20 protein-coding genes are annotated in these 23423 nt (G+C 72.9%); 14 read left to right on the top strand and 6 right to left on the bottom strand.

What is annotated here, in order from left to right; all coding sequences use genetic code 11:
* Positions 1-25 precede the first annotated feature (25 nt).
* Entirely contained in the window at positions 26-694 is a 669-nt protein-coding gene (locus ACLB9X_RS22955) for an aspartate/glutamate racemase family protein (protein WP_410362261.1), read from the top strand.
* Positions 695-1592: 898 nt separating this feature from the next.
* On the opposite strand, the gene gndA is transcribed toward ACLB9X_RS22955, so the two are convergent.
* The gene (gene gndA / locus ACLB9X_RS22950) at positions 1593-3035 is read right to left on the bottom strand and encodes an NADP-dependent phosphogluconate dehydrogenase (protein ID WP_410362260.1); all 1443 of its coding nucleotides are present in this window, start codon (positions 3033-3035) and stop codon (positions 1593-1595) included.
* Positions 3036-3428: 393 nt separating this feature from the next.
* On the opposite strand from gndA, the gene ACLB9X_RS22945 reads away from it, so the two are divergent.
* The 6 genes from ACLB9X_RS22945 (at position 3429) to ACLB9X_RS22920 (ending at position 9971) form a co-directional block, all read left to right on the top strand.
* Positions 3429-4190, top strand: a complete 762-nt coding sequence (locus tag ACLB9X_RS22945) for a DeoR/GlpR family DNA-binding transcription regulator (protein WP_410362259.1) — start codon at positions 3429-3431, stop codon at positions 4188-4190.
* Positions 4191-4320: 130 nt separating this feature from the next.
* Complete coding sequence (locus ACLB9X_RS22940; RefSeq protein WP_410362258.1) at positions 4321-5679, top strand: ABC transporter substrate-binding protein; 1359 nt, start codon at positions 4321-4323, stop codon at positions 5677-5679.
* Positions 5676-6665 (top strand): carbohydrate ABC transporter permease, encoded by a 990-nt coding sequence (locus ACLB9X_RS22935; RefSeq protein ID WP_410362257.1) that lies wholly within the window; start codon positions 5676-5678, stop codon positions 6663-6665. The genes ACLB9X_RS22940 and ACLB9X_RS22935 overlap by 4 nt, the downstream gene beginning before the upstream one ends.
* Entirely contained in the window at positions 6662-7534 is an 873-nt protein-coding gene (locus ACLB9X_RS22930) for a carbohydrate ABC transporter permease (RefSeq protein ID WP_410362256.1), read from the top strand. The genes ACLB9X_RS22935 and ACLB9X_RS22930 overlap by 4 nt, the downstream gene beginning before the upstream one ends.
* A complete protein-coding gene (locus tag ACLB9X_RS22925) occupies positions 7531-8520 on the top strand; it encodes a zinc-dependent alcohol dehydrogenase family protein (RefSeq protein WP_410362255.1) in 990 nt (329 codons plus the stop codon). Before ACLB9X_RS22930 ends, ACLB9X_RS22925 begins: the two co-directional genes overlap by 4 nt.
* A 161-nt stretch (positions 8521-8681) precedes the next feature.
* Positions 8682-9971: a peptidoglycan DD-metalloendopeptidase family protein gene (locus ACLB9X_RS22920; protein ID WP_410362254.1), complete on the top strand. Its 1290-nt coding sequence runs from the start codon at positions 8682-8684 to the stop codon at positions 9969-9971.
* Here the strand turns inward: ACLB9X_RS22920 and ACLB9X_RS22915 are convergent.
* Positions 9852-10889 (bottom strand): DMT family transporter, encoded by a 1038-nt coding sequence (locus tag ACLB9X_RS22915; protein WP_410362253.1) that lies wholly within the window; start codon positions 10887-10889, stop codon positions 9852-9854. The two genes, ACLB9X_RS22920 and ACLB9X_RS22915, sit on opposite strands and share 120 nt — an antisense overlap.
* Positions 10890-11234: 345 nt before the next feature.
* On the opposite strand from ACLB9X_RS22915, the gene ACLB9X_RS22910 reads away from it, so the two are divergent.
* From ACLB9X_RS22910 to ACLB9X_RS22900, 3 genes are all read left to right on the top strand, one after another.
* Complete coding sequence (locus ACLB9X_RS22910; RefSeq protein ID WP_410362252.1) at positions 11235-11945, top strand: (2Fe-2S)-binding protein; 711 nt, start codon at positions 11235-11237, stop codon at positions 11943-11945.
* 94 nt (positions 11946-12039) lie between these two features.
* A complete protein-coding gene (locus ACLB9X_RS22905; protein WP_410362251.1) occupies positions 12040-13503 on the top strand; it encodes an SDR family NAD(P)-dependent oxidoreductase in 1464 nt (487 codons plus the stop codon).
* Positions 13504-13799: 296 nt separating this feature from the next.
* Positions 13800-13970 (top strand): hypothetical protein, encoded by a 171-nt coding sequence (locus ACLB9X_RS22900; protein ID WP_410362250.1) that lies wholly within the window; start codon positions 13800-13802, stop codon positions 13968-13970.
* 87 nt (positions 13971-14057) lie between these two features.
* Here the strand turns inward: ACLB9X_RS22900 and ACLB9X_RS22895 are convergent, their stop codons facing one another.
* Genes ACLB9X_RS22895 through ACLB9X_RS22885 form a run of 3 tightly spaced genes read right to left on the bottom strand, consistent with a single transcriptional unit; the run spans position 14058 to position 16859 of the window.
* Entirely contained in the window at positions 14058-15464 is a 1407-nt protein-coding gene (locus ACLB9X_RS22895) for a lipase maturation factor family protein (protein WP_410362249.1), read from the bottom strand.
* A gap of 34 nt (positions 15465-15498) precedes the next feature.
* The gene (locus tag ACLB9X_RS22890; protein WP_410362248.1) at positions 15499-16041 is read right to left on the bottom strand and encodes a DUF1990 family protein; all 543 of its coding nucleotides are present in this window, start codon (positions 16039-16041) and stop codon (positions 15499-15501) included.
* Positions 16038-16859: a YndJ family protein gene (locus ACLB9X_RS22885; RefSeq protein WP_410362414.1), complete on the bottom strand. Its 822-nt coding sequence runs from the start codon at positions 16857-16859 to the stop codon at positions 16038-16040. Before ACLB9X_RS22885 ends, ACLB9X_RS22890 begins: the two co-directional genes overlap by 4 nt.
* A gap of 156 nt (positions 16860-17015) precedes the next feature.
* Here ACLB9X_RS22885 and ACLB9X_RS22880 point away from each other — a divergent pair, with 156 nt between their 5' ends.
* The 3 genes from ACLB9X_RS22880 to ACLB9X_RS22870 all read left to right on the top strand — a co-directional run bounded on the left by ACLB9X_RS22880 (position 17016) and on the right by ACLB9X_RS22870 (position 21906).
* Positions 17016-18308 carry a DUF6777 domain-containing protein gene (locus ACLB9X_RS22880; protein ID WP_410362247.1) on the top strand — a complete coding sequence of 431 codons (1293 nt, stop codon included), beginning with the start codon at positions 17016-17018 and terminating at the stop codon, positions 18306-18308.
* Between the two features lie 55 nt (positions 18309-18363).
* Positions 18364-20436, top strand: a complete 2073-nt coding sequence (locus tag ACLB9X_RS22875; protein ID WP_410362246.1) for a SpoIIE family protein phosphatase — start codon at positions 18364-18366, stop codon at positions 20434-20436.
* 102 nt (positions 20437-20538) lie between these two features.
* Positions 20539-21906 (top strand): wax ester/triacylglycerol synthase family O-acyltransferase, encoded by a 1368-nt coding sequence (locus ACLB9X_RS22870; protein ID WP_410362245.1) that lies wholly within the window; start codon positions 20539-20541, stop codon positions 21904-21906.
* Positions 21907-22530: 624 nt separating this feature from the next.
* Here the strand turns inward: ACLB9X_RS22870 and ACLB9X_RS22865 are convergent.
* Positions 22531-23010 carry a hypothetical protein gene (locus tag ACLB9X_RS22865; RefSeq protein WP_410362244.1) on the bottom strand — a complete coding sequence of 160 codons (480 nt, stop codon included), beginning with the start codon at positions 23008-23010 and terminating at the stop codon, positions 22531-22533.
* Between the two features lie 65 nt (positions 23011-23075).
* Here ACLB9X_RS22865 and ACLB9X_RS22860 point away from each other — a divergent pair, with 65 nt between their 5' ends.
* Positions 23076-23396 carry a helix-turn-helix domain-containing protein gene (locus tag ACLB9X_RS22860; protein ID WP_410362413.1) on the top strand — a complete coding sequence of 107 codons (321 nt, stop codon included), beginning with the start codon at positions 23076-23078 and terminating at the stop codon, positions 23394-23396.
* Positions 23397-23423: the final 27 nt, after the last annotated feature.

Raw genomic sequence — 23423 nt, 5'->3', positions numbered from 1 at the left:
ACGCGTTACCTCCTACGATCCCGGCATGCTTGCACTGCTGCACACGTCCCCGGCCCACGTCCCCGTCTTCGACGCCCTGCGCGACACCCACCACCCGGCCCTGCAACTGCGTCACTTCGTCGACGAGGACCTGCTCGCGCGGGCCCGGCGCGACGGTCCGGACGCGGTCGCGGCCGCCGTGGCCGACGTGATCGCCGGCGCCGCCGCGGACGGCGCCCGTGCCGTGCTCTGCACCTGCTCGACCATCGGCGGCGTGGCCGAGGCGGCCGCCGGCCGGGCCGGCGTACCGGTACTGCGGGTCGACAGGCCCATGTGCGCCGTCGCGGCCCGCGCGGAGCGGGTCGTGATCGTGGCCACCGTCGCCAGCACGCTGGAACCGACCGCGGCCCTCATCCGGGACGAGTCCCGCGGCCGGGAGCCACGGCTGCGGACGCTGCTCGTCGAGGACGCCTGGGAGCGTTTCACGGCGGGGGACCGGGACGGCTACCTCGACGCGGTGGCGGCTGCGGTCGACGAGGTGCGCGACGCGGACGTCGTCGTCCTGGCCCAGGCGTCCATGGCGGACGCGGCGGCCCGTACGCGGACGGCGCTGCCGGTGCTCTCCAGCCCGGTGCCCGGCCTGCGGGCCGCGGCGGAGGCCGCGCTGTCCGCCGCCTCCGCGTCCGCCGGCGTGTCCCCGGGCCCGGCGGCCTGACGACCGACCCCGGTCGCCGACCCGGCTCGGGCCCGCGTCCCGGGTCCGCCGCCACCGGGCGCCGGCGACTGGACCCGGTCGACCCGGCTCCGGCGCGCCCGCCGCCGGCGCGCACGGCGTCCGCCACCGGGCGCCCGCCGACCCGGACCCTGCGCCCATGTCGCCCGCCGGCCCGCCGACGGCATGCACCGCGTCCGCCGGAGTGCCCCCCGGCTCCGAGGCCGGCGCCGGGCGTCCGCCGCCACCGGGCGCCGGTGACTGGCTGGACCGGTCGGTCCGGCTCCGCCGTGCCCGCCGCCGGCGCGCACCGGCGCACTGACCGGGCGCCCGCCGACCCGGACCCTGCGCCCATGCCGTCCGCCGGCCGCCGACGGTGTGCACCGCGTCCGCCGTAGCGGGCCTCCAGCTGCGTGGCCTGACGACTGGACCCGGCGAGGGTGGGAACGCGCACCCGTAGAGAGGGAACGCACGACTTCGCACCTTGGAGGTCCGGCATGACGCACCCCTACCCCGATCCCGCACGTCCGGTCCCCACACCGGACCCCGGCGTGCCCCCCGACCCGGGGCCGCTGCCAGGGCCGGTGCCGACGCCGACGCCCCAGCCGGGCCCGGCACCGGATCCGATCCCGACACCACCGGGACCGGCTCCGGAGCCCGTACCGCCTCCCGAACCCCAGCCGGGTCCCGCCTGACCGGACCCGACCCCCGGCCCGGCGGCCGATGCCGCCGGGCCGGGGCACGGGAGGCGGCCCCTCCGTGGACAGATGCGGACTCAGGCCCCGCCAGCGGACGCGCCCGCATGCCGCTCCAACAGACGTGCCGCAACCCACCCCATCTCCGGACGCGCCCGCAAGCCCCCGCCAACGGGCCCACGCAGCCCCCTACACCCGACCCGCCCTCAGTCCGACCGCACCTCGGAGCGGTCCCCGCCCCACAGTGTGTGGAACGCGCCCTCCCGGTCGGTCCGCCGGTAGGTGTGCGCGCCGAAGAAGTCGCGCTGGGCCTGCGTCAGCGCGGCGGGCAGCCGCTGCGCGCGCAGCGCGTCGTAGTAGGCGAGCGCCGCCGAGAACCCTGGCGTCGGCACCCCCTGAAGCGCCGCCGTCGCGACCACCTCGCGCCAGTCGTCCTGCGCCGCCCCGATCTCCTCCGCGAACTGCTTGTCCGACAGCAGGCTCGGCAGCTCCGGCTGCGCGTCGTACGCCGCGCGGATACGGTCCAGGAACGCCGCGCGGATGATGCACCCCGCCCGCCAGATCGCCGCGACCGCTCCCGCGTCGACGTCCCAGCCATACGCCTCGCTCCCGGCCCGCACCTGGTGGAAGCCCTGCGTGTACGACACGATCTTGGACGCGTACAACGCCTGCTCGACCCGGTCGGCGAACCGGGCCGCCTCGTCCGTGACCAGCGGCTGCGGCACAGGGCCGGGCAGCGCCCGGGACGCCTCGCGCAGCCCCGCGTGGCCCGACAGCGAACGGGCGAACACCGCCTCCGCGATCCCCGACACCGGCACGCCCAGGTCGAGCGCGATCTGCACGGTCCAGCGGCCCGTGCCCTTCTGCTCCGCCTGGTCGGCGACCACGTCCACGAACGGCTCGCCCGTCGCCGCGTCGGTGTGCGCCAGCACCTCGGCGGTGATCTCGATCAGGTACGAGTCCAGCCGCCCCTCGTTCCACTCGCGGAACGTCCGGGCGATCTGCTCCGGTGAGTATCCGGCGACCGCGCGCAGCAGGTGGTACGCCTCGGCGATCAGCTGCATGTCGGCGTACTCGATGCCGTTGTGGACCATCTTGACGAAGTGGCCCGCGCCGTCGGGGCCGACATGGGTGACGCACGGCGTCCCGTCCGGGGCCTTCGCGGCGATCCTCTTCAGGAGCGGGCCCAGCGAGGTGTAGGACTCGGCCGAGCCGCCCGGCATGATGCTGGGCCCGTGCAGCGCGCCCTCCTCGCCGCCCGAGATGCCGGTGCCCACGAAGTGGATGCCGCGCTCCCGGAGGTCCTTCTCCCGCCGGCGGGTGTCGGCGAAGTGGGCGTTGCCGCCGTCGATGATGACGTCGCCCTCCTCCAGCAGCGGCGCGAACTCCTCGATCACCGCGTCCGTCGCCTCACCCGCCTTCACCATCACCACCAGCCGGCGGGGCCGCTCCAGCGCGGCGACGAACTCCTCGGGCGACTCGGCCGCGACGAACGCGCCCTCGTCACCGAACTCCTCGACCAGCGCGCGCGTCCGTGCCGCGGTGCGGTTGTGCACGGCCACGGTGAGTCCGTTGCGCGCGAAATTGCGGGCGAGGTTGCGGCCCATCACCGCGAGTCCCGTCACACCGATCTGGGCTGTACCACTCATGCGTGTGCTCCTGGAGATCCGTCGGAAGATCCGTCCGTGCCGTCACTGCCCGCTGTTCCCGCGCTTACGGATACGCATACGTGCGGGCGGCCAGGGCCATTCACCGATCCTCGACGCACGGGCGGCGTTCCGCACTCTGCCCGGCCCCCCTCGTGACGTACTCGGGCACCGTTCGGACTCCGTCACGTGCGAAGCGGGCGCCGACAGGGCCCGTCGCACCCGGGCGCAGGCTGATGACCAGCGACGACGTCTCGGCGAAACGGGCAGGAACGGGCACACCCCGCCGGGCGAAGACGCTGGTCCGGCGGCCACGGTTGCTTGTACAAACGACGCATGGGCCCGAACGGACGACGGGCCCGCCATGCAGCACCAGCACAGGCAGGGATGTGGGCCGTGGACACCGAGGAACGCCGGCGGGCCATTCTCGACACCGCCCGACGGGACGGGTCGGTCGAGGTCAACGCGCTGGCCGCCCGGCTGGAGGTGGCCAAGGAGACCATCCGCCGTGACCTCCACACCCTGGAGGAGCACGGACTCGTCCGCCGCACGCACGGCGGGGCGTACCCGGTCGAGAGCGCCGGTTTCGAGACGACGCTCGCGATGCGCACGATGCGCCATGTACCGGAGAAGTCGAGGATCGCGGCGGCCGCCGCCGACCTCCTCGGTGACGCGGAGACGGTCTTCGTCGACGAGGGCTTCACCCCGCAGCTCGTCGCCGAGCACCTGCCGCGGGACCGGCCGCTGACCGTGGTCACCGCCTCGCTGGCGGTGGCGTCCGTCCTCGCGGACGCGGAGAAGACCGCCGTCCTGCTGCTCGGCGGCCGGCTGCGCGGCCAGACCATGGCCACGGTCGACCACTGGGCCACCCGGATGCTCGACGGCTTCGTCATCGACCTGGCGTACGTCGGGGCCAACGGCATCTCCCGCGAGTACGGCCTGACCACGCCCGACCCGGCCGTCGCCGAGGTCAAGGCGCAGGCCATGCGCAGCGCGCGACGGCACGTCTTCGCCGGCGTGCACAGCAAATTCGGAGCGGTCAGCTTCTGCCGCTTCGCCGACGTCGGCGACTTCGAGGCCGTCGTCACCGACACGGGCCTGTCCTCGGCCGAGGCCCAGCGCTACTCCCTCATGGGGCCGCAGGTCGTCCGCGTCTGACCCGACGCCGCCGCAGCCCGCCACAACAGAACCGCATCAGCCGCACCCGGGCCGCCGGGCGGGTCCGGCGTACCCGAAAACGACCCGTGGACACCGGGCACCGAGCCGCGACGAACGATCAGGAGAACACATGCCCCACCAACGACGACGACGTGGCATCCGCGTGCGGGTGGCGGCGGGCACGGCAGCCGTCGCCCTCGTCGCCACCGGATGCGCCGGAGCCGGCGGCACCTCCTTCGGCGGGGGCGACGCGCTCAACGTGCTCATGGTCAACAACCCGCAGATGGTCCAGCTGCAGAAGCTGACCGCGCGGAACTTCACGAAGGAGACCGGCATCGAGGTCAACTTCACCGTGCTGCCGGAGAACGACGTCCGCGACAAGATCAGCCAGGACTTCTCCCACCAGGCGGGCCAGTACGACATCGCCACCATCAGCAACTTCGAGGTTCCGTTCTTCGCCGAGAACGGCTGGCTCCGCCCGCTCGACGCCTACGCGGACAAGGACACCGCCTTCGACCAGGACGACATCCTGGACCCGGTCGCCCAGTCGCTGACCCACAAGGGCACGGTGTACGCCGAGCCGTTCTACGGCGAGTCCTCCTTCCTCATGTACCGCAAGGACGTCTTCGCCGCGAAGGGCCTGACGATGCCCGCCAGGCCCACCTGGCGCCAGGTCGCCGCGCTCGCCGCCCAGGCGGACGGCGCCGAGAGAGGGATGAACGGCATCTGCCTGCGCGGGCTGCCCGGCTGGGGCGAGGTCGTCGCCCCGCTCACCACCGTCGTCAACACCATGGGGGGCACCTGGTTCACCAAGGACTGGCAGGCGGAACTCGACTCACCCGAGTTCACCAGGGCGACCGAGTTCTACGTAAACCTGGTGCGCAGGCACGGCCAGGCCGGCGCCGCCCAGTCCGGCTACGCCGAGTGCCTCAACAACATGACGCAGGGCAAGACCGCCATGTGGTACGACGCCACCGCCGGAGCCGGATCGCTCGAAGCGGCGGGCTCCCCGGTGAAGGGCCGGATCGGCTACGTCCCCGCGCCCGTCGAGCGGACCGACAGCTCCGGCTGGCTCTACACCTGGGCGTGGGGCATGCAGAAGGCGTCCAAGAAGCCGGACAAGGCATGGAAGTTCATCTCCTGGGCGTCCGGCAAGGAGTACGAGGAGCTGGTCGGCCGGACGAGCGGCTGGGCGGACGTCCCCGCCGGGAAACGGGCCTCCACCTACGACCACCCCGCCTACCTGAAGGCCGCGGGAGCCTTCGCCGAGGTCACCGAGAAGGCCATCGCCGCCGCCGATCCGCTGGACCCCGGCACCCAGCCGCGTCCCGCGGCCGGCATCCAGTTCGTCGGCATCCCCGAGTTCACCGACCTCGGGACCAGGGTCTCCCAGGAGATCAGCGCGGCCATCGCCGGCCGCCAGTCCGTCCCCCAGGCCCTGAAGACCTCGCAGTCACTGGCCGAGAAGGTCGCCAAGGAGTACCGGTGAGTACGTCACTCAGCACATCGTCGGGCCCACAGGCGCGCACCGCGTCCCCGGACCCCGTCAAGCCCCCGCCGCACACCGCGCGCGCCACCGGGCGAACGCGCGCCTGGGTCACCCGGGCGCCGCTGCTGCCCGCACTCGTCTTCCTGATAGCCGTGACCCAACTTCCCTTCGTGGCCACGCTCGTGATCTCGCTGTTCGACTGGAACTCGCTCGACCCCGCCGAACGCGCCTTCACCGGCCTGTCCAACTACGCCCTGGTGTTCACCGATCCCGCCCTGCGCGAGTCCGTCCTCACCACGGTGCTCCTGACCGCGGGCGTCGTCGTCACCGCCGTGGTCCTCGGACTCCTGCTGGCCCTGCTCCTTGACCGCGCCTTCCCCGGCCGCGGCCTGGTGCGCACCCTGCTCATCACCCCGTTCCTGCTGGTGCCGGTCTCCGCGGCCCTGCTGTGGAAGCACGCCCTCTACAACCCCGAGTACGGACTGCTCAACGGAGCGCTCACCTGGGTCGCCGGGCTGTTCGGCGACGAGAGCCCCGCGCAGCCCGACTGGACCTCCGAGATGCCGCTGCTAGCCGTCGCGGCGTCGCTCGTGTGGCAGTGGACGCCGTTCATGATGCTGATCCTGCTCGCCGGATTGCAGAGCAGACCCGCCGAGACGACGGAGGCCGCCCGGCTCGACGGCGCGGGCCCCTGGCAGATCTTCCTGTACCTGACACTGCCGCACCTGCGCCGCTATCTCGAACTCGGCATCCTGCTGGGCTCGGTGTACATCGTGCAGAACTTCGACGCCGTGTTCACCCTCACCTCGGGCGGCCTCGGCACCGCCAACCTGCCCTACACGATCTACCAGACCTTCTACCAGGCCCACGAGTACGGACTGGCGTCCGCCGCGGGAGTCGTCGTCGTGATCGGCACCATCGTCATCGCGACGTTCGCGCTCCGGGCGGTCTCGTCCCTCTTCCGTGAGGAGGCGACCCGCGCATGACCACTGCCGCACTCCCACCGCATCCCCTGCCGCCCGCCGCCCGCAGGGCCCGGCGCCGCTCCGCCGCCCTCGGCCTGCTCGCCTGGGCCGCCGGTATCGGCTTCTGCCTGCCCGTCCTGTGGATGCTGCTCACCTCCTTCCACTCGGAGGCCGACGCCGCCACCAACCCGCCCTCGGTCGCCGCCTCCCTCACCCTCGACGGCTACCGGTCGTTCTTCGGCGGCGCGGGCGGCCCCACGCCGTGGCCCCCGCTGGTCAACTCCCTGACGGCGTCCGTCTTCTCGACCGTCCTCGTGCTGGTGCTCGCCCTCCCGGCCGCGTACGCGCTCTCCATCCGGCCGGTCCACAAGTGGACGGACGTCATGTTCTTCTTCCTGTCCACCAAGATGCTGCCGGTGGTCGCCGGACTGCTGCCGGTCTACCTGTTCGCGAAGAACGCCGGAATGCTCGACAACATCTGGCTCCTCGTCCTCCTCTACACCTCGATGAACCTGCCGATCGCGGTCTGGATGATGCAGTCCTTCCTCGCCGACGTACCCGTGTCGATCATCGAGGCCGCCCAGGTCGACGGCGCCCGGCTGCCCACCGTGCTCGCCCGGGTCGTCGCGCCCGTCGCCGGGCCCGGCATCGCCGCGACCGCCCTCATCTGCTTCATCTTCAGCTGGAACGAGCTGCTGTTCGCCCGGGTGCTCACCGGCGTCGTCGCCCAGACCGCACCCGTGTACCTGACCGGATTCGTCACCAGCCAGGGCCTGTTCCTCGCCCAGCTGTGCGCCGCGTCCGTCGTCGTGTCCCTGCCGGTGCTCACCGCCGGCTACGCCGCCCAGGACAAACTCGTCCAGGGCCTGTCTCTTGGAGCCGTCAAATGAGGGCAGCGATCGTCGAAGCACCCGGCAAGGTCACCGTCACGAGCGTGCCCGACCCGACTCCGGGCCCCCGCGACGTCGTCGTCTCCGTGGCGTCGTGCGGGCTGTGCGGCACCGATCTGCACATCCTGCAGGGCGAGTTCGCGCCCACCCTGCCGATCGTGCCCGGTCACGAGTTCGCCGGCGAGGTCGTCGGGATCGGCAAGGACGTCACCGAGCTGGCCGTAGGGGACCTGGTCGCGGTCGACCCTTCGCTGCACTGCCACGAGTGCCGCTACTGCCGCAGCGGACGCGGCAACCTCTGCGACCGCTGGGCGGCCATCGGCGTCACCGTCCCCGGCGGCGCCGCCGAGTACGCGGTGGCACCCGTCGCCAACTGCGTGAGACTGCCCGGCCACGTCGACGTCCGGGACGCGGCGCTCATCGAGCCGCTGTCCTGCGCCGTACGCGGCTACGACGTGCTCAGCAGCACGCTCGGCGCCGAAGTCCTGATCTACGGCTCGGGAACGATGGGCCTGATGATGCTGGAGCTCGCCAAGCGCACCGGCGCGGCCGGTGTCGACGTCGTCGACGTCAACCCCGAGCGGCTCGCCACCGCCGGTCTCCTCGGCTGCTCGCGCACGGCGGCCTCGGCCGACGAACTCGACCGCCCCGGCGGCTGGGACGTCGTCATCGACGCCACCGGCAACGCCAAGGCCATCCAGGACGGCCTCGGCCGCGTCGCCAAGGGCGGCACCTTCCTCCAGTTCGGCGTCGCCGACTACGCGACGACGGCGGTGATCGAGCCGTACCGCATCTACAACCAGGAGATCACCATCACCGGCTCGATGGCGGTGCTGCACAGCTACGAACGGGCCGCCGCGCTCTTCGCGACCGGCGTGCTCGACGCGTCGGTGTTCATCAGCGACCGGCTGCCGCTGGAGCGGTACCCCGAAGCCATGGACCAGTTCCGGGCAGGCCGGGGCCGCAAGATCGTGGTGGAGCCTTGACGTACTCCCCGGCCCCGGCGGTGCGGCGTCCGCCGGGGCCGTGGGGCGGCTTCCGGACACTCTCGGGCTGAAACCTTGTCACCCTCCGTATTCCGCCCCTACGTTGGCCGCCTGCGGTACGACCTGCATGCGTGAGCTACATGTAGTGGGGGGAACACACCATGGCCAAGACCGGCCGGCACCGTCGACATCAGCCGAGTCGTATCAACCGCGCTTCGCTCACCGTCACCGTCGGCGGCGCCGGCATGGCGCTGCCTCTCATCGGTGCGGGATCGGCGCACGCGGCGTCCGTCGACGTCTGGGAGAAGGTCGCGGCCTGCGCGTCCACGAGCAACTGGACGACCAACACAGGCAACGGCCACTACGGCGGGCTCCAGTTCAGCCAGGCCACATGGGAGGCGTACGGCGGCACGCGCTACGCCGCGCGCGCCGACCTCGCCACCAAGGCCCAGCAGATCGCCGTCGCCGAGAAGGTCTTCGACGGGCAGGGCCCCCGCGCGTGGCCCGCCTGTTCGGAGCGCGCCGGGCTGACCCGCGGCGGTGACGCGCCGGGCGTCGTGCCGGCCGGACCCGGCGAGCCGCAGCGGCTGCGCGGCTCCGCACAGGCCGCGTCACCCACGACCGTGCCGACGCGGCGCGAGGGCTACACGGTCGCCCGCGGGGACTCGCTGTCCCGCATCGCCCGGCAGGAGCGGGTCAGCGGCGGCTGGCAGCGGCTCTACGCGCAGAACCGCGCCGTGGTCGGTGACGACCCCGATCTGATCTTCCCCGGCCAGCGGCTGGTCCTGCCGGCACCCGCCGCCCCGGCCGCCGCCGCGAAGCGCCCCGCCCGCACGGAACGCGCCGCCGGTGCAGAGGGCACCGAGGCCCGGCCGTCCGGCAGCCCGGAACGCACCACCCCCGGGCAGCGCGGCGGACCCGCGGCCAAGCCCGAACAGCCCGCCGGGAAGCGGTCCTTCGAACCGCGCAAGCCCCAGCGCAAGGCACCGGAACCGCGGACCGCGCCCAAGCCGCGACCCAAGCCCGAGACCAGGCCCGACCGGCACGTAGGCTTCAGCGCCCCGGTGGCCGCCGGCCCGTCGACCGCGTACCGCAAGGCGGGCTCCTCCTGGTCGAGCGGATACCACACGGGCGTGGACTTCCCCGTGCCCACCGGCACCGCCGTGAAGGCCGTCGCGCCCGGCACCGTCGTGTCGGCCGGCTGGGCCGGCGCGTACGGCTACGAGATCGTCGTACGCCATCGCGACGGCAGGTACAGCCAGTACGCGCACCTGTCGGCGCTCACCGTGCGCACCGGCCAGAAGGTGACGGCAGGTCAACGGATCGCGCGCTCAGGATCCACCGGCAACAGCACGGGACCGCATCTGCACTTCGAGATCCGCACCGGGCCCGGATACGGCTCCGACATCGATCCCCTCGCCTACCTCCGGGCCGGCGGCGTGTCGATCTGAGCCGGCGCGCGGGGCGGCGACGCGCTCGCCCCGCACCGGCACGTGACGGTCCGGTCGTCCACCGGTCGCGTGCCGGTGCGGGGGCCGCACACCGCTGCCCAGCCGCTCGATCGTCAGCAGGATCAGCCCGCCCGCGGCCACGACACCGCAGCCGAGCGCCAGCACCGTGCCCGCGACGCCGTAGCGGAAGTCCTCGCCGAACAGCGTGATCCCGACGGCCGCGGCGACCACCGGGTTGACCACCGTGACCGTGGCGAGCGGCGCCGCGAGCCCGGCCCCGCGGTACGACGCCTGGGACAGCAGCAGCCCGCCGACCGCGAGGACGGCCATGACGAGCAGGCTCGGCCACTGGGTCAGCGGCGCGTCCCAGGTCCAGTCGACGGCGACGGTCTTGGTGAACACGGAGGCGATGCCGAAGGCGACGCCCGCCGCACCGGCCAGCAGCACACTGCGGACGATCGGCCGGTGCACGCTCTGGGCGGTCAGGAAGAGCAGGGCCAGCGTGCCGAGCGTCACGGCCGCGAGCACGGCGCGCTGTCCGCCGCCCAGGGACTGCGAGGCGGAGCCCCCGGTGAGCGCGAGGAGCCCCGCCAGCCCGGCGGTCGCCATGATCGCGCCGCGCCAGGCGGTCGGTCCCGCCCCGCGCCCTACGAGCAGCGCGGCCATCGGCAGCGCGAACACGAGCGTGAGCGCGCCGAGCGGCTGCACGACACTGAGCGGCCCGTACGCCAGAGCCACGACGTGGAGCACCGCGCCAACGCCGTTGAGCACGACGGCGGCCCACCAGCCGGCGTGGTGCAGCGGCGCGTAGGGGCGGGACGGCGTGGTGGCCGCCACGTGCTCCTGGAGGATCGCCCCGGCCGCGTAGGCGACCGCGGAGACCAGTGACAGGAGCACGGACACGGCGAGGGAGGTCATGGTGACCACCCTGTCCCCCTTCCGCCTTCACGTCGTCGTTCTTGAGCAGGCACTTGGCCGTACTGCCGGGGTAGTACGGGAGGACGACCCGGATCCCCCTGCGGGCGGGGTCGCGGGCGGGGGCGGGGACACCGGCCCGCCCGCGGCACAGGGGACACAGGCCCGCGCGCGGCACAGGTGCGCGCCCAGTATGCGAAGTGCACCCTTGCCCTTCTCGCGACAGGCAGCGTGTCCGGGACACCGGTGTCGTCCGCGGCCCGGCCCCACGCCATCCTTACGGTGATCCGGTGCGACGTCACCGGATGTCCGGCGGACCGGTACGGGCGGCCAGAACGGGGGAGCGGCATGGATAGGGGACTGTTGGCCGAGACGGCGTCCGTCGGCGGGTTCTTCGCGCTGCGCGCGGGCGAGCCGGAGCCGGGGCACCGCCCGCTCGCCGACGTGTACGCGGGCGAGAACTCGTTGCTCACCGTGCGCGTCGACGCGGTCGCCGCCGGGCTGCGTGCGCCCGAGCGACGCGTCGCCGCCTCGGTCGCCCACCTCGGGCTCGCCGCCCGCCTGTGGTCCGTGGCCCTCGGAGGCGCGGCTCTCCACGGCCGGGTGCCCGATCTCGACCCGGCCCTGCTGTACTGGGACCCGGCCCGGAGCGCGCCCGACGACCTGGTGCTACGGGAGGTCCGCGGGCTCCCCGGGGACGCGGTGACCGTCCGCGAGACGGTGCAGGCGCGGCACCTCGTCCCCCTCGCCGAGGCACTGCGCCGCGACACCCGTGTCTCGCCGCGTCTGCTGTGGGGCAACGCGGGCTCCGCCCTCGCGGGAGCCGTACGGGAACTGGGGGCGTGGTCGCGGCGCACCGGGCGGCCCGAGGCCGCCGAGCGGGCGGTCTCGCTCGCGGATGCGCTGTTCGCCGGCCCCGGACTGGCCGGGACGGTGCAGGGGCCCGCGCTGCGGCGCCGTACCTGTTGCCTCTACTACCGCTGTCCGTCGGGCGGGCTGTGCGGCGACTGCGTGTTCGACCGGCCGCCGGGGCGTCGGCACAGCTCCGGCCGGGCGTGACGTGACGCTCGTCATTTGGTCGGCACCCCGTCACTTCAGTAAAATCGCGCTTTTGAAACTCCGGCATTCGAGTGATCGAGGAACAACACAGGCCATGACCGTCACAGAGGACAGCCCGGTATACGGACCAGGCATCGACCCCGAGCGTCTGGCCGTCTGCCTGAGCGTGCTCGAAGAGCTCGACAAGCTGGAGATCGACCACCCGGACGCCATCGTCGTGCGCCGCGCCACCGCCGGCATCTACCGGACGGTCAAGCAGCGCCGCCGTCAGGAGCGCCGGGCCGCGAAGACCGCGCACGACAAGGCCGTCACCGAGGCCACCGCCACCGGCTCCGCCGAGCGCATCGACGACGAGACGCAGGGGCTGCTGCCGTCCTCGTCCGTCGTGGGCGAGATCGCGGGCATACTCCAGCGCCCCCGTTCCTGCTACATCTGCAAGACCCGCTACGTCGAGGTCGACGCCTTCTACCACCAGCTGTGCCAGAAGTGCGCCGCCGACAACCGCGCCCGCCGGGACGCCCGCACCGACCTGACCGGCAAGCGCGCGCTGCTCACCGGCGGCCGGGCCAAGATCGGCATGTACATCGCGCTCCGGCTGCTGCGCGACGGCGCCCACACGACGATCACCACGCGCTTCCCCCACGACGCCATCCGCCGCTTCAAGGCCATGCCGGACAGCGATGAGTGGATCCACCGGCTCAAGATCGTCGGCATCGACCTGCGCGACCCCGCGCAGGTCGTCGCCCTGGCCGACTCCGTCGCGGCCGAGGGCCCGCTGGACATCCTGATCAACAACGCCGCCCAGACCGTGCGCCGTTCCCCGCAGGCGTACAGCGAGCTCGTCGCCGCCGAGTCGGCTCCGCTGCCGGCGGGCGAGCTGCCGTCCGCGCAGGTCATCGGCACGTTCGGCAGCGGCGCGGTGGACGCCGTCGCCGCCCTTCCCTCGTCCCGCGGCGAGGGCCTGAGCGCCCAGGACGTCACCGACCTCGCGCTCGTCAGCGGCTCCGCGTCCCTGGAGCGCATCGCGGCCGGTACCGCCATCGACGCCGGCGGCCTGGTCCCCGACCTGCACGACACCAACAGCTGGATCCAGACGGTTTCCGAGGTCGATCCCGTCGAGCTGCTCGAAGTGCAGCTGTGCAACTCCACCGCCCCGTTCATTCTGATCAGCAGGCTGCGCCCGGCGATGGCGGCGGCCGCGGGCCGGCGCAAGTACGTGGTGAACGTCTCCGCCATGGAGGGCGTCTTCAGCCGCGGCTACAAGGGCGCGGGCCACCCGCACACCAACATGGCCAAGGCCGCGCTCAACATGCTCACCCGCACCAGCGCGCAGGAGATGTTCGAGAGCGACGGCATCCTGATGACCGCCGTGGACACCGGCTGGATCACCGACGAGCGCCCCCACCCGGACAAGATGCGGCTGGCGGAAGCCGGCTTCCACGCCCCGCTCGACCTCGTCGACGGAGCCGCCCGCGTGTACGACCCGATCGTCCGGGGCGAGAGCGGCGAGGACCTGTTCGGCTGCTTCCTCAAGGACTACGCCCCGGCAAACTGGTAACAATGGGGCAACTCACCCATAGCTGCCCTCTCTTCGGCCGGTGCACAGCAGATGCACCGGCCGTTGTCCATTTGGAGGGGGTTGTTGGCGTGAATTGGGCCGAATTACTGGCCCCATCGAGCGGGGGTCCGCTCATTTGGTTACTCTGGAGTGAACGGACGGCCTCCAAGGGACCCACAAGTCCCCTTCGGCCCTCCTGGGACAGGCTTCCAACCCGGCCGCGGTCCCGCCCGAGTTGACGGCGCCACCGCGACCCAACTGCCCTGTCCCACATACGCGACACAGAGGAGTGCGCGGTGACACCAGATGTGAAGCATGAGAAGCGGCCGTCGGAGAACGGCACCGAACGGCCCGGCAAGGCGGAGGAGATCCGCAACCTCGAGGTCTGGGCCCGTTCCGCCCCGATCCGGCTGGCCGGATACGAGGACGACCTGGCCGAGCCGCACATCCTTCCCGGCATCGACTGACCGGCGCTTCCCCCGTGCCCCCTGCCGTGTCGGCAGGGGGCACGGATACGTTCACCGCGACTGCCCGGAGCGATGGCACCCCCCTCCTCAGCGCAGTCGCGTCGGTGCCAGGAAGTCCCGTACCGGGGTCCGGTGCCACCACGCACCCGTCCGCCGCCACTCCTGCCAGGTCGTGAACCGGTAGTGGTACAGCCGCGCGCGCACCTGCACCGGCGGGGCGTCCGGGAAGGGGTTGTGCGCGAGCAGCCGCAAGGTGTCCCGGTCGCCGTCCAGCAGGCGCTCCACGAAGGGCAGGAACCAGGAGCGGGCGTAGGCGGGGGAGAGCGCGGCGAACCACATCAGCCAGTCGAGCCGCAGGTGGTACGGCGCGAACTGGCGCGGCAGCCTGCGGACATCGCCCGGTTTGCCCTTGAAGCCGTACTCGCGCCACACCGTGCCCTCGTGGGCCACGCGCTCGTCCGTGCCCTCCACCACGAGCTCGTAGCGGACCCGGCCCACCGTCCCGAACGCGCCGTAGGAATTGACCAGATGGAGCGGGTCGTAGGAACGGTTCATCGCCTGCCGCCGCGAGAACAGATTGCGCATGGGCCGGTAGCTCAGCGCCAGCAGGCCCGCGGCCACGGCCAGCACCAGGACCACGTACCACAGCGGGGCGTTCGGCAGTTCGGGGCCGTCGGCGATCAGCGAGCCGTCGACGGCGGGCAGTGCCAGCACGATCGTCAGCCAGTTCAGCCAGGCGAAGTTGCCCGAGAGCACCAGCCACAGCTGGGTCACCACGATCAGGCCCGCGGCGACGCTCGCCACCGGCTGGGGCGTGAACAGCAGGACGGGCACCAGCAGCTGCACCACATGATTGGCGCCCGCCTCGACACGGTGCGCGGGTTTGGGCAGATGGTGGAAGAACCAGCTCAGCGGCCCGGGCATCGGCTGGGTCTCATGGTGGTAGTACAGGCACGTCAGCTCGCGCCAGCACAGGTCGCCGCGGAGTTTGATGAGCCCGGCGCCGAACTCGACCCGGAACAGCACCCAGCGCAGCAGCCAGAGCACGACCACCGGCGGCGCGGTGCGCTCGTTGCCGAGCCAGACGGCGAGGAACCCGGTCTCCAGCAGCAGCGACTCCCAGCCGAAGCCGTACCAGGTCTGGCCGACGTTGACGATGGACAGGTACAGCACCCACAGCACCGCCCACCACGCCATCGCGGCCGCAAGCGGAATGTCGTCGGCCGCGCCCGCCACCAGCGCGGCCGAGAGCAGGACGCCGGTCCAGGCGACGAGCGCGAAGAAGCGGTCGGAGTAGTGCAGCCGGAACAGGCTCGGCGCCTGGCGGGCCGGCACCCGGCGCAGGAACGCCGGCACCGGCAGCATGCCCCGCTCGCCGATCAGCGCGCGGAACTGCAGCGCCGCGGAGAGGAAGGCGACCAGGTACACGGCGGCAAGAGCCCGCTGGAAAACCAGCCGGCTCAGCCAGTAGGCGTCGTCGCCGAACCACTCCACCCCTCCCAGTATCGGGCAGCCGCCGCCCCGGTGATCAGCCGGCCGGGCACCCGGCCGACGCGGCGATCCGGTGCAGCGTGCGCCCGAGCCGCCGGGCGTAGAGCCGCTGCGCCACGGGGACGAGCGGGCCGGCGAGCCGGGTGTACCAGGCGGCGGGCCGGCTGAAGGCGAGGACCGTGAACCACACCGAACCGTCGTCGTGCAGGTCGACCGTGAACGCCTCCTCGCCGCACTCCGGGTGACCGGGCAGCGTTCCGTACGCGAAGCCCGTCCTGTCCTTCTCGTGGACCGTCCAGACGACCTCGCACGGCGCGGTCAGCCGCAGGGGCCCGGCGCCCAGCGAGACCTGGACGCCCACGCCGGCCTCGGCCCGGTCGGCGGTGGCGCGCACCCGGGCCCCCGAGCCGCGGTGCATGCCCCACCCGGTCACCGCGGCCCCGGCCGCCTCGAAGGCCGCGCGGCCGCGGCCGATGCGGGCCGTGTGGTGCAGGTGGTGGTAGCCGTCGGGCAGCGGGCAGCTGCGGGTGGCGCCGACCTCGGCGTAGGTGAGCGGGCCACGGGTGTCCGGGCGGTTCATGCGGGGGTCTCCTTCAGTCGTCGCCAGGCGAGCACCGAGCAGAGGGCGAAGCCCAGTGCGTTGCCGAGGCCGTGGGTGGCGGCCATCCAGGTCAGGTTCGGGTGGGGGAGGTCCGCCGCTTCGCCGACGGCCCAGCTCAGCGCGAGCAGCATCGTCGCCACCAGTACGGCCGCCGAGATGCCGAGCAAAGCCCGCGTGACGCGGTCCCGGACGCCGGCGCGGACGTCGCGCCAGGTCAGCAGGGCCACGGCCCACATTCCGGCCGTCAGTACCAGTGCCCCGGCCAGTTCGGCCCGGTCGCCGGTGAAGTAGCCGCCGAGCACGAGCAGGGTGCCGGCCGGCACGCTCAGGGCCGCGAACCGGGCCAGTCCGGTCCCGTCCGCGGCCCCGCACACCAGGCCCGCCACCAGCGCCGCCGCGAAGCCCGCGAAGTGGAAGTGGGGCACGGTGAGCGCCAGGATCGGCAGGGAGAACCCGAAGAGCTCGTGACCGGCCCGCTCGGCGACCAGCGCGACACCGGCGACCGAGGGCGTCACCAGCGCGGTGAGTACGGCGCACTCCGCCGGGGCGAGCGAGCGGGTGCGCAGCAGCCGCCTCGGTGCCTGTACGGCCAGCACCAGCGTGCCCAGTGCGTAGACGGCGGCGAGTGCGACGGCGGCCGTGCCGCGGGGCAGCCACAGGGCGACCGATCCGGCCACCGCGAACAGCGGCCATGTGCGCCGAACGGGCGCGAGCCGGACCGGGTCCATCAGACACAGTCCGGCGGGCACCACGAAGAGCATTCCCAGCATCACGATCACGTTGACCAGTGCGGACATCAGGCACCCCTCCCCTGGCTTGAACATGTTCAATTCCTCACGGCGGAGCCTAGAGGGTGAACTGAACGTGTTCAAGTCGCGCCGCTTCTGTCTGTCCGTCAGAACTTGAGGGACATCTCGAGTTGCGGAAGGCGGGAGATCTTGGTGCGCTCACCGATGCGTCCTTTGTTCACGGCGATCGCCGTGCTGTGTGTGGGGTCCGTGGCCGCCGGTTGCGGCGGCGAGAGCCGGGCGGCTGACCCGGAGGAACTGCTCCTCCAGCCGATCGCGGCCCAGGGCCCCGATCCCTTCACGGCGTCGACCGCCTTCCCCGCGCCCGCCTTCGCGCCGCCGCCCGTCACCGCGGCGCCCAGGAGCCCGTCCGGCGCCGGCACCGCCCTGCGCACCCTGTCGGGCTCGACCCCGGGCCTGTACGGCGGCACCCAGCAGATCGCCAGCTGCGACGTCGAGGCGCAGGTCCGTCTCCTCGCCACCGACCAGGACAAGGCCCGGGCCTTCGCCGAGGGCGCCGGCATCGACCAAGCCGACATCCCGCAGTTCCTGCGCGGCCTCACCTCGGTCGTCCTGCGCTCCGACACCCGCGTCACCGGAAACGCGTTCCGCGACGGCAAGGCGGCCGGCTACCAGGCCGTCCTCCAGACCGGCACCGCGGTGCTCGTCGACCAGTACGGCGCTCCCCGGGTCCGCTGCGCCGGCGGCAATCCGCTGAAGCCGCCCGTCGCCGCCGAGCAGGCGGTCGTGACCAAGGGCGACCAGTGGCCGGGCTACCGTGCCGACCGGGTGCTCGTGATCAAGCCGGCCGGCCAGGTCGTCAACAACCTGCTGATCGTGAACACCGCCGACGGCACCTGGATCGAACGGCCCGCCGGTACCGACGGCGAGGAGGACGCCCGGCCCGAGGTCCTGCCGCCCGTCGACCCCGACGAGGTGTTCACGGACCTGACGCGTACCGAATCCTCCGGCGGTGCCGGGCCCGACGGCACGCCCTCCGCCCAGGCTCCGGCACCCGATCTCCCGGCCCCGCCGGCTCCGACGCCCGACATCCCGGCCCCGCCGGCTCCGACGCCCGACATCCCGGCTCCCGCGGCTCCGACGCCCGACGTCCCCGCTCCCCAGAACGCGGTGCCCGCGCCGCAGGCGCCCGCCGAGCCGAGGGACCCGGTGGACGCGCCCCCCGCGGACCTGCCTCAGGGCTCGCAGGACCAGGGCGTTCCCGTGCCGCCGGCCCCCGACGCCGAGCCGCAGGCTCCGGTCGAGCCGGACCCGGTGCCGCGCTCAGAGGGCACCTTCCGGCCCGCCGCGGACGACCTGGCTCCCGGTCCGGACGACGTCGCGCCCGCGCCCGCGGCCGTCCCGGACGACGTCGCGCCCGCGGCTGTCCCGGACGACGTCGCGCCCGCGCCCGTGGCCGTCCCGGACGACATCGCGCCCGACACCCACCAGGGCTGAGGGGACCCTGCCCGATCGGCTCGTGGAATGCGCCGAATGATGGCAGAGTGGCTCCATGGCTGATCGGGCAGCGGGTGCCCTGTCGCTCCCCGACGACTGGCCGGCGCACGCGGACGTGAGTCTGACGCTCAATCGCATGGGCTCCTTCGACTGGGACCTCGCCAGCGGTCTGATGCACATGGACGAGTCCGGCCTCGACGTGTTCGATCTGCACCCGGACGAGTACGACGGCCGCCCGGCGAGCCTGGCCGCACGGGTGCCGGCGGACGAGGCCGTCCGCCTGGACAGCATGGTGGCGCAGGCGCTGAAGCGTGGGAGCGACCACTACGGCGTGTACTTCCGCATCCGCTGCCGCGACGGGACCCTGCGCTGGACGCACACCCAGGCGTGTGTGCGGCGCGACGCGAGCGGTCGTCCGGTCCGCATCATCGGCATCGTGCGGGACGCCACCCAGGAGCTCGCCGACTCCAGCGCGCGCATCGAGGTGGACGAGGAACGCCGCCGCCAGACCAACGTCGTCGAGACGACGACGGCCGCCCTCGCCCATGCCCGCACCGTCCAGGACGTCATCGAGCTGCTGAAGAACTCGCACGGCCTCGAACACCTCGGCGCGACCAGCCTGGTGATGGGCCTGCTCGAATCCGGACGCATCCGCCTGGTCGCCGAGGGGCCGGAGGGCTCCTTCGTCCCGGGCACCCGCGTCACCCGCGTCGACGAGCAGTACCCGATGAGCGAGGTGGTGCGCACGCTCACCCCCCGCTTCATCGAGTCGAAGCAGGACTTCGCCGAGTCCTACCCCCGGCTGTGGCACGCCATCGGCGACCTCGACATATCCGCGGCCGCCTATCTGCCGCTCATCGCCCAGGCCCGGCCCATCGGGGCGCTCGGCCTGCTGTACCGCGACAAGATCGGTTTCACGACGGAGGAACGCAATCTGCTGGTCGCCCTCGGCAGCAGCATCGCGCAGAGCCTCCAGCGCGCCGTGCTGTACGAGCAGGAGCAGGACCTCGCCGAAGGGCTGCAGCAGGCGATGCTGCCCCGCCGCATCCCGGAGGTGCCCGGAGCCCAGATCGCCGTGCGCTACCGCTCCGCCCGCCTCGGCCGCGACATCGGCGGCGACTGGTACGACATCATCGCGCTGCCCGGCGGCCGGGTCGGCGCCGTCATCGGCGACGTGCAGGGCCACGACACGCACGCCGCAGCCGTCATGGGCCAGCTGCGCATCGTGCTGCGGGCGTACGCGGCCGAGGGGCACACCCCCGCCACGGTGATGGCCAGGTCGTCGGCCTTCCTGCACGAACTCGACACCGACCGGTTCGCGACGTGCACGTACGCCGAGGTGGACCTGACCACCGGCGTGGTGCAGATGGTGCGCGCGGGCCACGTCGATCCGCTGGTCCGGGACCGGGACGGCAGCTGCCGCAGGCTGCCGGTGCAGGGCGGGCTGCCGCTCGGGCTCTCGGCCGAGTTCGGCCGGCTCGAATACCCGGTCAGCACCGTCGAACTGGACCCCGGACAGACGCTGTTGCTCTACACGGACGGCCTGGTCGAACAGCCGGGCGCCGATCTCGACGACGGGATGCAGCTGCTTGCCGCCCTGGTGCACGGCGGGCCGCGCGACATCCAGCTGCTCGCCGACCGGCTGTGCGAGGTCGTCGACGAGCGAGCCGGTGACGACGACGTGGCCATGCTGCTGCTGCGCCGCAAAGGGGCCTACGCGGCCGAGGCGGGCGGCCGCCTTCGGCAGCACGTCGGGCAGAACGATCCGGAGGCGCTGCGGTCGTCTCGGCAGATGGTGCGCGCCGCCGTACGGGCCTGGGGCGCGCGCGAGCGCGTCGACGAGGTCGAGCTGGCCGCCGACGAGTTGATCACCAACGCGCTGCTGCACACGGACGGCGGGGCCGTCGTCACCGTACGGGTGCTGTCGGGCGTCGAGCGGCGACTGAGGGTGGAGGTCGAGGACCGCTCCAGCGTGCTCCCGCGCAGGCGGGACGCGGGGGAGTCCGCGGTGTCGGGACGGGGGCTGATGCTGGTCGAGCGGCTGGCCGAGTCGTGGGGCGTGGAGTCGCGCGGCAGCGGCAAGTGCGTGTGGTGCGAGTTCATCATTCCGGACCGGTCGGGGATCTGATGGTCGGCGACTGTTAACTGTCCGTGCAGCGATCGTACTTGACCGTAACCGACCGGAAGATGTTGACTGCGATTCCCGGCCTCCCAGAGACATGAGGACCACGTGAGCACTGAGCTTCTCGCCCCGCTCGACCTGGCGTTCTGGCATCTGGAATCCGACGGTCATCCCATGCACCTCGGCGCCCTCGCCCTCTTCGCTCCGCGGCCCGGCGGCGGGGGCGCCGGCGGCGTCCTCGACCTGCTCGCGGAGCGGGCCGCCGCGATCCCCCGGCTGAGGATGCGGGTGCGGGACGTCCTGCTGCCCGTCGGCGGAGCCGCCTGGAGCACCGCAAAGGACTTCGACGTGCGGCGCCACGTCCGGGAGGTGTGCCTGACCGGCGACGACTTCGCCGCCGAGGTCACCGCGGCGGCCGGTGAGCTGATGGAGCGTCCGCTCGAACGCGGCCTGCCCCCGTGGGAGATGTACCTCCTGCGCGACCCCCGCGACGAACGCTTCGCCGTCCTCGTCAAGCTCCACCATGCGCTCGCCGACGGCATGCGCGCCGTCGCCATCGGCGCGGGCATCTTCGACGAGATCGCCGACGCCCGCCGTACCGGTGGCCGCCGCACCCGCCCCGTGCCGCCGCGCTCCTGGCTCGCCGGGCCCCGCATGCTCGCCGACCTCGCCCAGAGCCGTATCGAGGAGCTGGGCCGCGCGGTCGGCGTCGGCGCCTCCGTCGTACGGGCCAGCCGGCTCGACCCGCGCGGACTGCCCGCCCTGACCGCGGCCCCGAGCGGCACCCGACGGCTCGGCACCGCCGTGCTGCCGCTGGACGACGTGCAGCAGGTGCGCCGGGTCGCGGGCGGCACCGCCAACGACGTGCTGCTCGCCGTCGTCGCCGGCGCGCTCCGGCGCTGGATGCGCGAGCGCGGCGAACGGCTGCCCGCCGCGTGCCCCCGGGCCCTGGTGCCGGTCTCGCGACGCCGCCCCGGCAGTCCGTCCGGCTCGGGGAACAAGCTGTCCGCCTACCTGGTCGAACTGCCCGTCGCCGAGCCCGACCCGCTGGCGCGTCTCGCCTCCGTCCGCAAGGCCATGGACCGCAACAAGGCGGCGGGACCGGCGCGCGGCGCCGGAGCCGTCGCGCTGCTCGCCGACCAACTGCCGCCCCTGGCCCACCGGTTCGGCGCCCCGCTCGCGGGCGGCGCCGCACGGATGCTCTTCGACGTCCTCGTCACCAGCGTGCCGCTGCCGCGCTCGGCCCTGTCCCTCGGCGGGTGCCCCCTGCGCGAGATCTACCCGATGGCGCCGCTCGCCCGGGGGCAGTCGCTGGCGGTGGCCATGTCGACGTACGGAGGCCAGGTGCACATCGGGCTGGTCGCCGACGGCAAGGCGCTGCCCGACCTCGACCGTCTGGCGGGCGCGACGCGCGAGGAGCTGGACGCCCTGCTGAGCCTCGTCGGCCATGGGGCTCACGTGCGTACGGCGGGATAGATCGGGTCGATGGCTGGTCTGCTCGGGGATTCTCCGTGCACGCCGGTTGACTCCGCCTCAGTGGTCCGATCATTCCGCGCGGCCGTCAGGGCACCGCCTGGCAGGTGGCGGAGGCGGTTCACGTTCCTCCTCTCGGATCGGGCCTCGTACATCACCGGCCAGAGCCTGGGGGTGGACGGTGGCCTCACCGCGGTGTGACAGCGGGTCGCGCGGGACGACGTACCGGGCGCGGGCCGGACAGCGGCGGCCGCCGTGGGCGGACGGCCGCCGGTGCCCCTTCGACCGCACAAAGGGATCACTGGCTCCGCTCAGGACTGGCCGTTGAGGAACCCGATCGGGCACATGCAACGGCCCGGTGAAGTCCAGCACTTGGCGCAGAGTGCGCCGCCCCAGCAACCAGAGCAGCCCGTAGTAGTCAATGGTCTGCACGGTGCCGAGCCCCAGGATCAGCGCTGCCAGGTGCACGAAGAGTGCCACGGCGCGCAGCGCCGGGCCGGCGTCGAGGTGCAGCGCCACCCACACGCCGACCGCCCACACCAGACAGACCAGGGCGCCGGCCGCCCCAGCCCTCCGGCGGGACGCCGGTCCCCGGAACCGATCCGTCCCACGCCCCTGCGGCACTCATCAGTCTTCGGCCACCCAGCCGGCCATGATGCCCATGACGCCGCCGTGCGCGTGTCCTGCGCTCTCGTACCTGCTGGTGATCTGCAGCACGTCGCCCCGCTCGATGGTGCGGAGCGCATCTCCGCTGCACGGCGGCATGGCCGATATCTCCGTGTTGCCGTGGAGGTCGATGAATTCGGGGCTCCCGCCCTCTTCCGCGACGATGTTGCACAGCAGCTTTCCCGTGGTGAGGTTCTCCGTACGCACCGAACGGCCCGCGTGGTGCAGGTGGCTGCGCATGTGGACGAGCCGTCCGGAAATGGTGGAGCGCCACCGCCTGACCTTTTCGCTGACGCCCACCGGAGCCTCGTACGCACTGCCGAGACAGCCGCCCGCATCCAGCCAGATCGGCGTCACGGGCCGGAGCTGTGAACCGGCGGCGGGTTCATAGGTGAAGGTGAAGGTGATGTAGACGGTCTTGCTCTGGGGCGCGTGGTTCATGAGGTCGTAGACGGCGCGAACGCCGGCGGGCGGAGTCCCGTGTCCAGCTCCGGGAGGCCGCGGAGATCTTTGGCAGGCATCGGGCCCGGCTGTGGCTCGACCGGGTCCGTGCGGAGCTGCGCGCCGGCGGTGACAACGCGAGTGCCGAAGCCACGGACGGTGCCCACGCGGCCCGCCCGGCAGGGACCGCCGGCCTGACCGACCGTCAGCGCGAGATCGTCCAGTTGGTCGCGACGGGCGCGACCAACAAGGACGTGGCAGCACGGCTCTGCCTGAGCCCGCGCACGGTCGACTACCACCTTCGCCGTGTCTTCCAGCAGTTGCGCATCACCTCACGCGCCGAACTCATCCGGTGGTTCGGCGCCGAGTCCGTCCGGAGCCGGTGACTCGGCTCGGCCCGCCGGACGTCTCGA

This window comes from Streptomyces sp. 5K101 (assembly GCF_046506645.1).
GTDB lineage: Bacteria > Actinomycetota > Actinomycetes > Streptomycetales > Streptomycetaceae > Streptomyces.
This window is presented reverse-complemented; position numbering and strand designations above follow the sequence as displayed.

Bases quoted from the DNA above. Each gene is read 5' to 3' on its own strand.
- ACLB9X_RS22905 (WP_410362251.1), top strand. From the start codon at position 12,040: ATGACCGTCACAGAGGACAGCCCGGTATACGGACCAGGCATCGACCCC.
- ACLB9X_RS22880 (WP_410362247.1), top strand. From the start codon at position 17,016: ATGCGTCCTTTGTTCACGGCGATCGCCGTGCTGTGTGTGGGGTCCGTG.
- ACLB9X_RS22920 (WP_410362254.1), top strand. From the start codon at position 8,682: ATGGCCAAGACCGGCCGGCACCGTCGACATCAGCCGAGTCGTATCAAC.
- ACLB9X_RS22885 (WP_410362414.1), bottom strand. From the start codon at position 16,859: ATGTCCGCACTGGTCAACGTGATCGTGATGCTGGGAATGCTCTTCGTG.
- ACLB9X_RS22890 (WP_410362248.1), bottom strand. From the start codon at position 16,041: ATGAACCGCCCGGACACCCGTGGCCCGCTCACCTACGCCGAGGTCGGC.
- ACLB9X_RS22955 (WP_410362261.1), top strand. From the start codon at position 26: ATGCTTGCACTGCTGCACACGTCCCCGGCCCACGTCCCCGTCTTCGAC.
- ACLB9X_RS22865 (WP_410362244.1), bottom strand. From the start codon at position 23,010: ATGAACCACGCGCCCCAGAGCAAGACCGTCTACATCACCTTCACCTTC.
- ACLB9X_RS22925 (WP_410362255.1), top strand. From the start codon at position 7,531: ATGAGGGCAGCGATCGTCGAAGCACCCGGCAAGGTCACCGTCACGAGC.
- ACLB9X_RS22930 (WP_410362256.1), top strand. From the start codon at position 6,662: ATGACCACTGCCGCACTCCCACCGCATCCCCTGCCGCCCGCCGCCCGC.
- ACLB9X_RS22915 (WP_410362253.1), bottom strand. From the start codon at position 10,889: ATGACCTCCCTCGCCGTGTCCGTGCTCCTGTCACTGGTCTCCGCGGTC.
- ACLB9X_RS22910 (WP_410362252.1), top strand. From the start codon at position 11,235: ATGGATAGGGGACTGTTGGCCGAGACGGCGTCCGTCGGCGGGTTCTTC.
- gndA (WP_410362260.1), bottom strand. From the start codon at position 3,035: ATGAGTGGTACAGCCCAGATCGGTGTGACGGGACTCGCGGTGATGGGC.
- ACLB9X_RS22875 (WP_410362246.1), top strand. From the start codon at position 18,364: ATGGCTGATCGGGCAGCGGGTGCCCTGTCGCTCCCCGACGACTGGCCG.
- ACLB9X_RS22940 (WP_410362258.1), top strand. From the start codon at position 4,321: ATGCCCCACCAACGACGACGACGTGGCATCCGCGTGCGGGTGGCGGCG.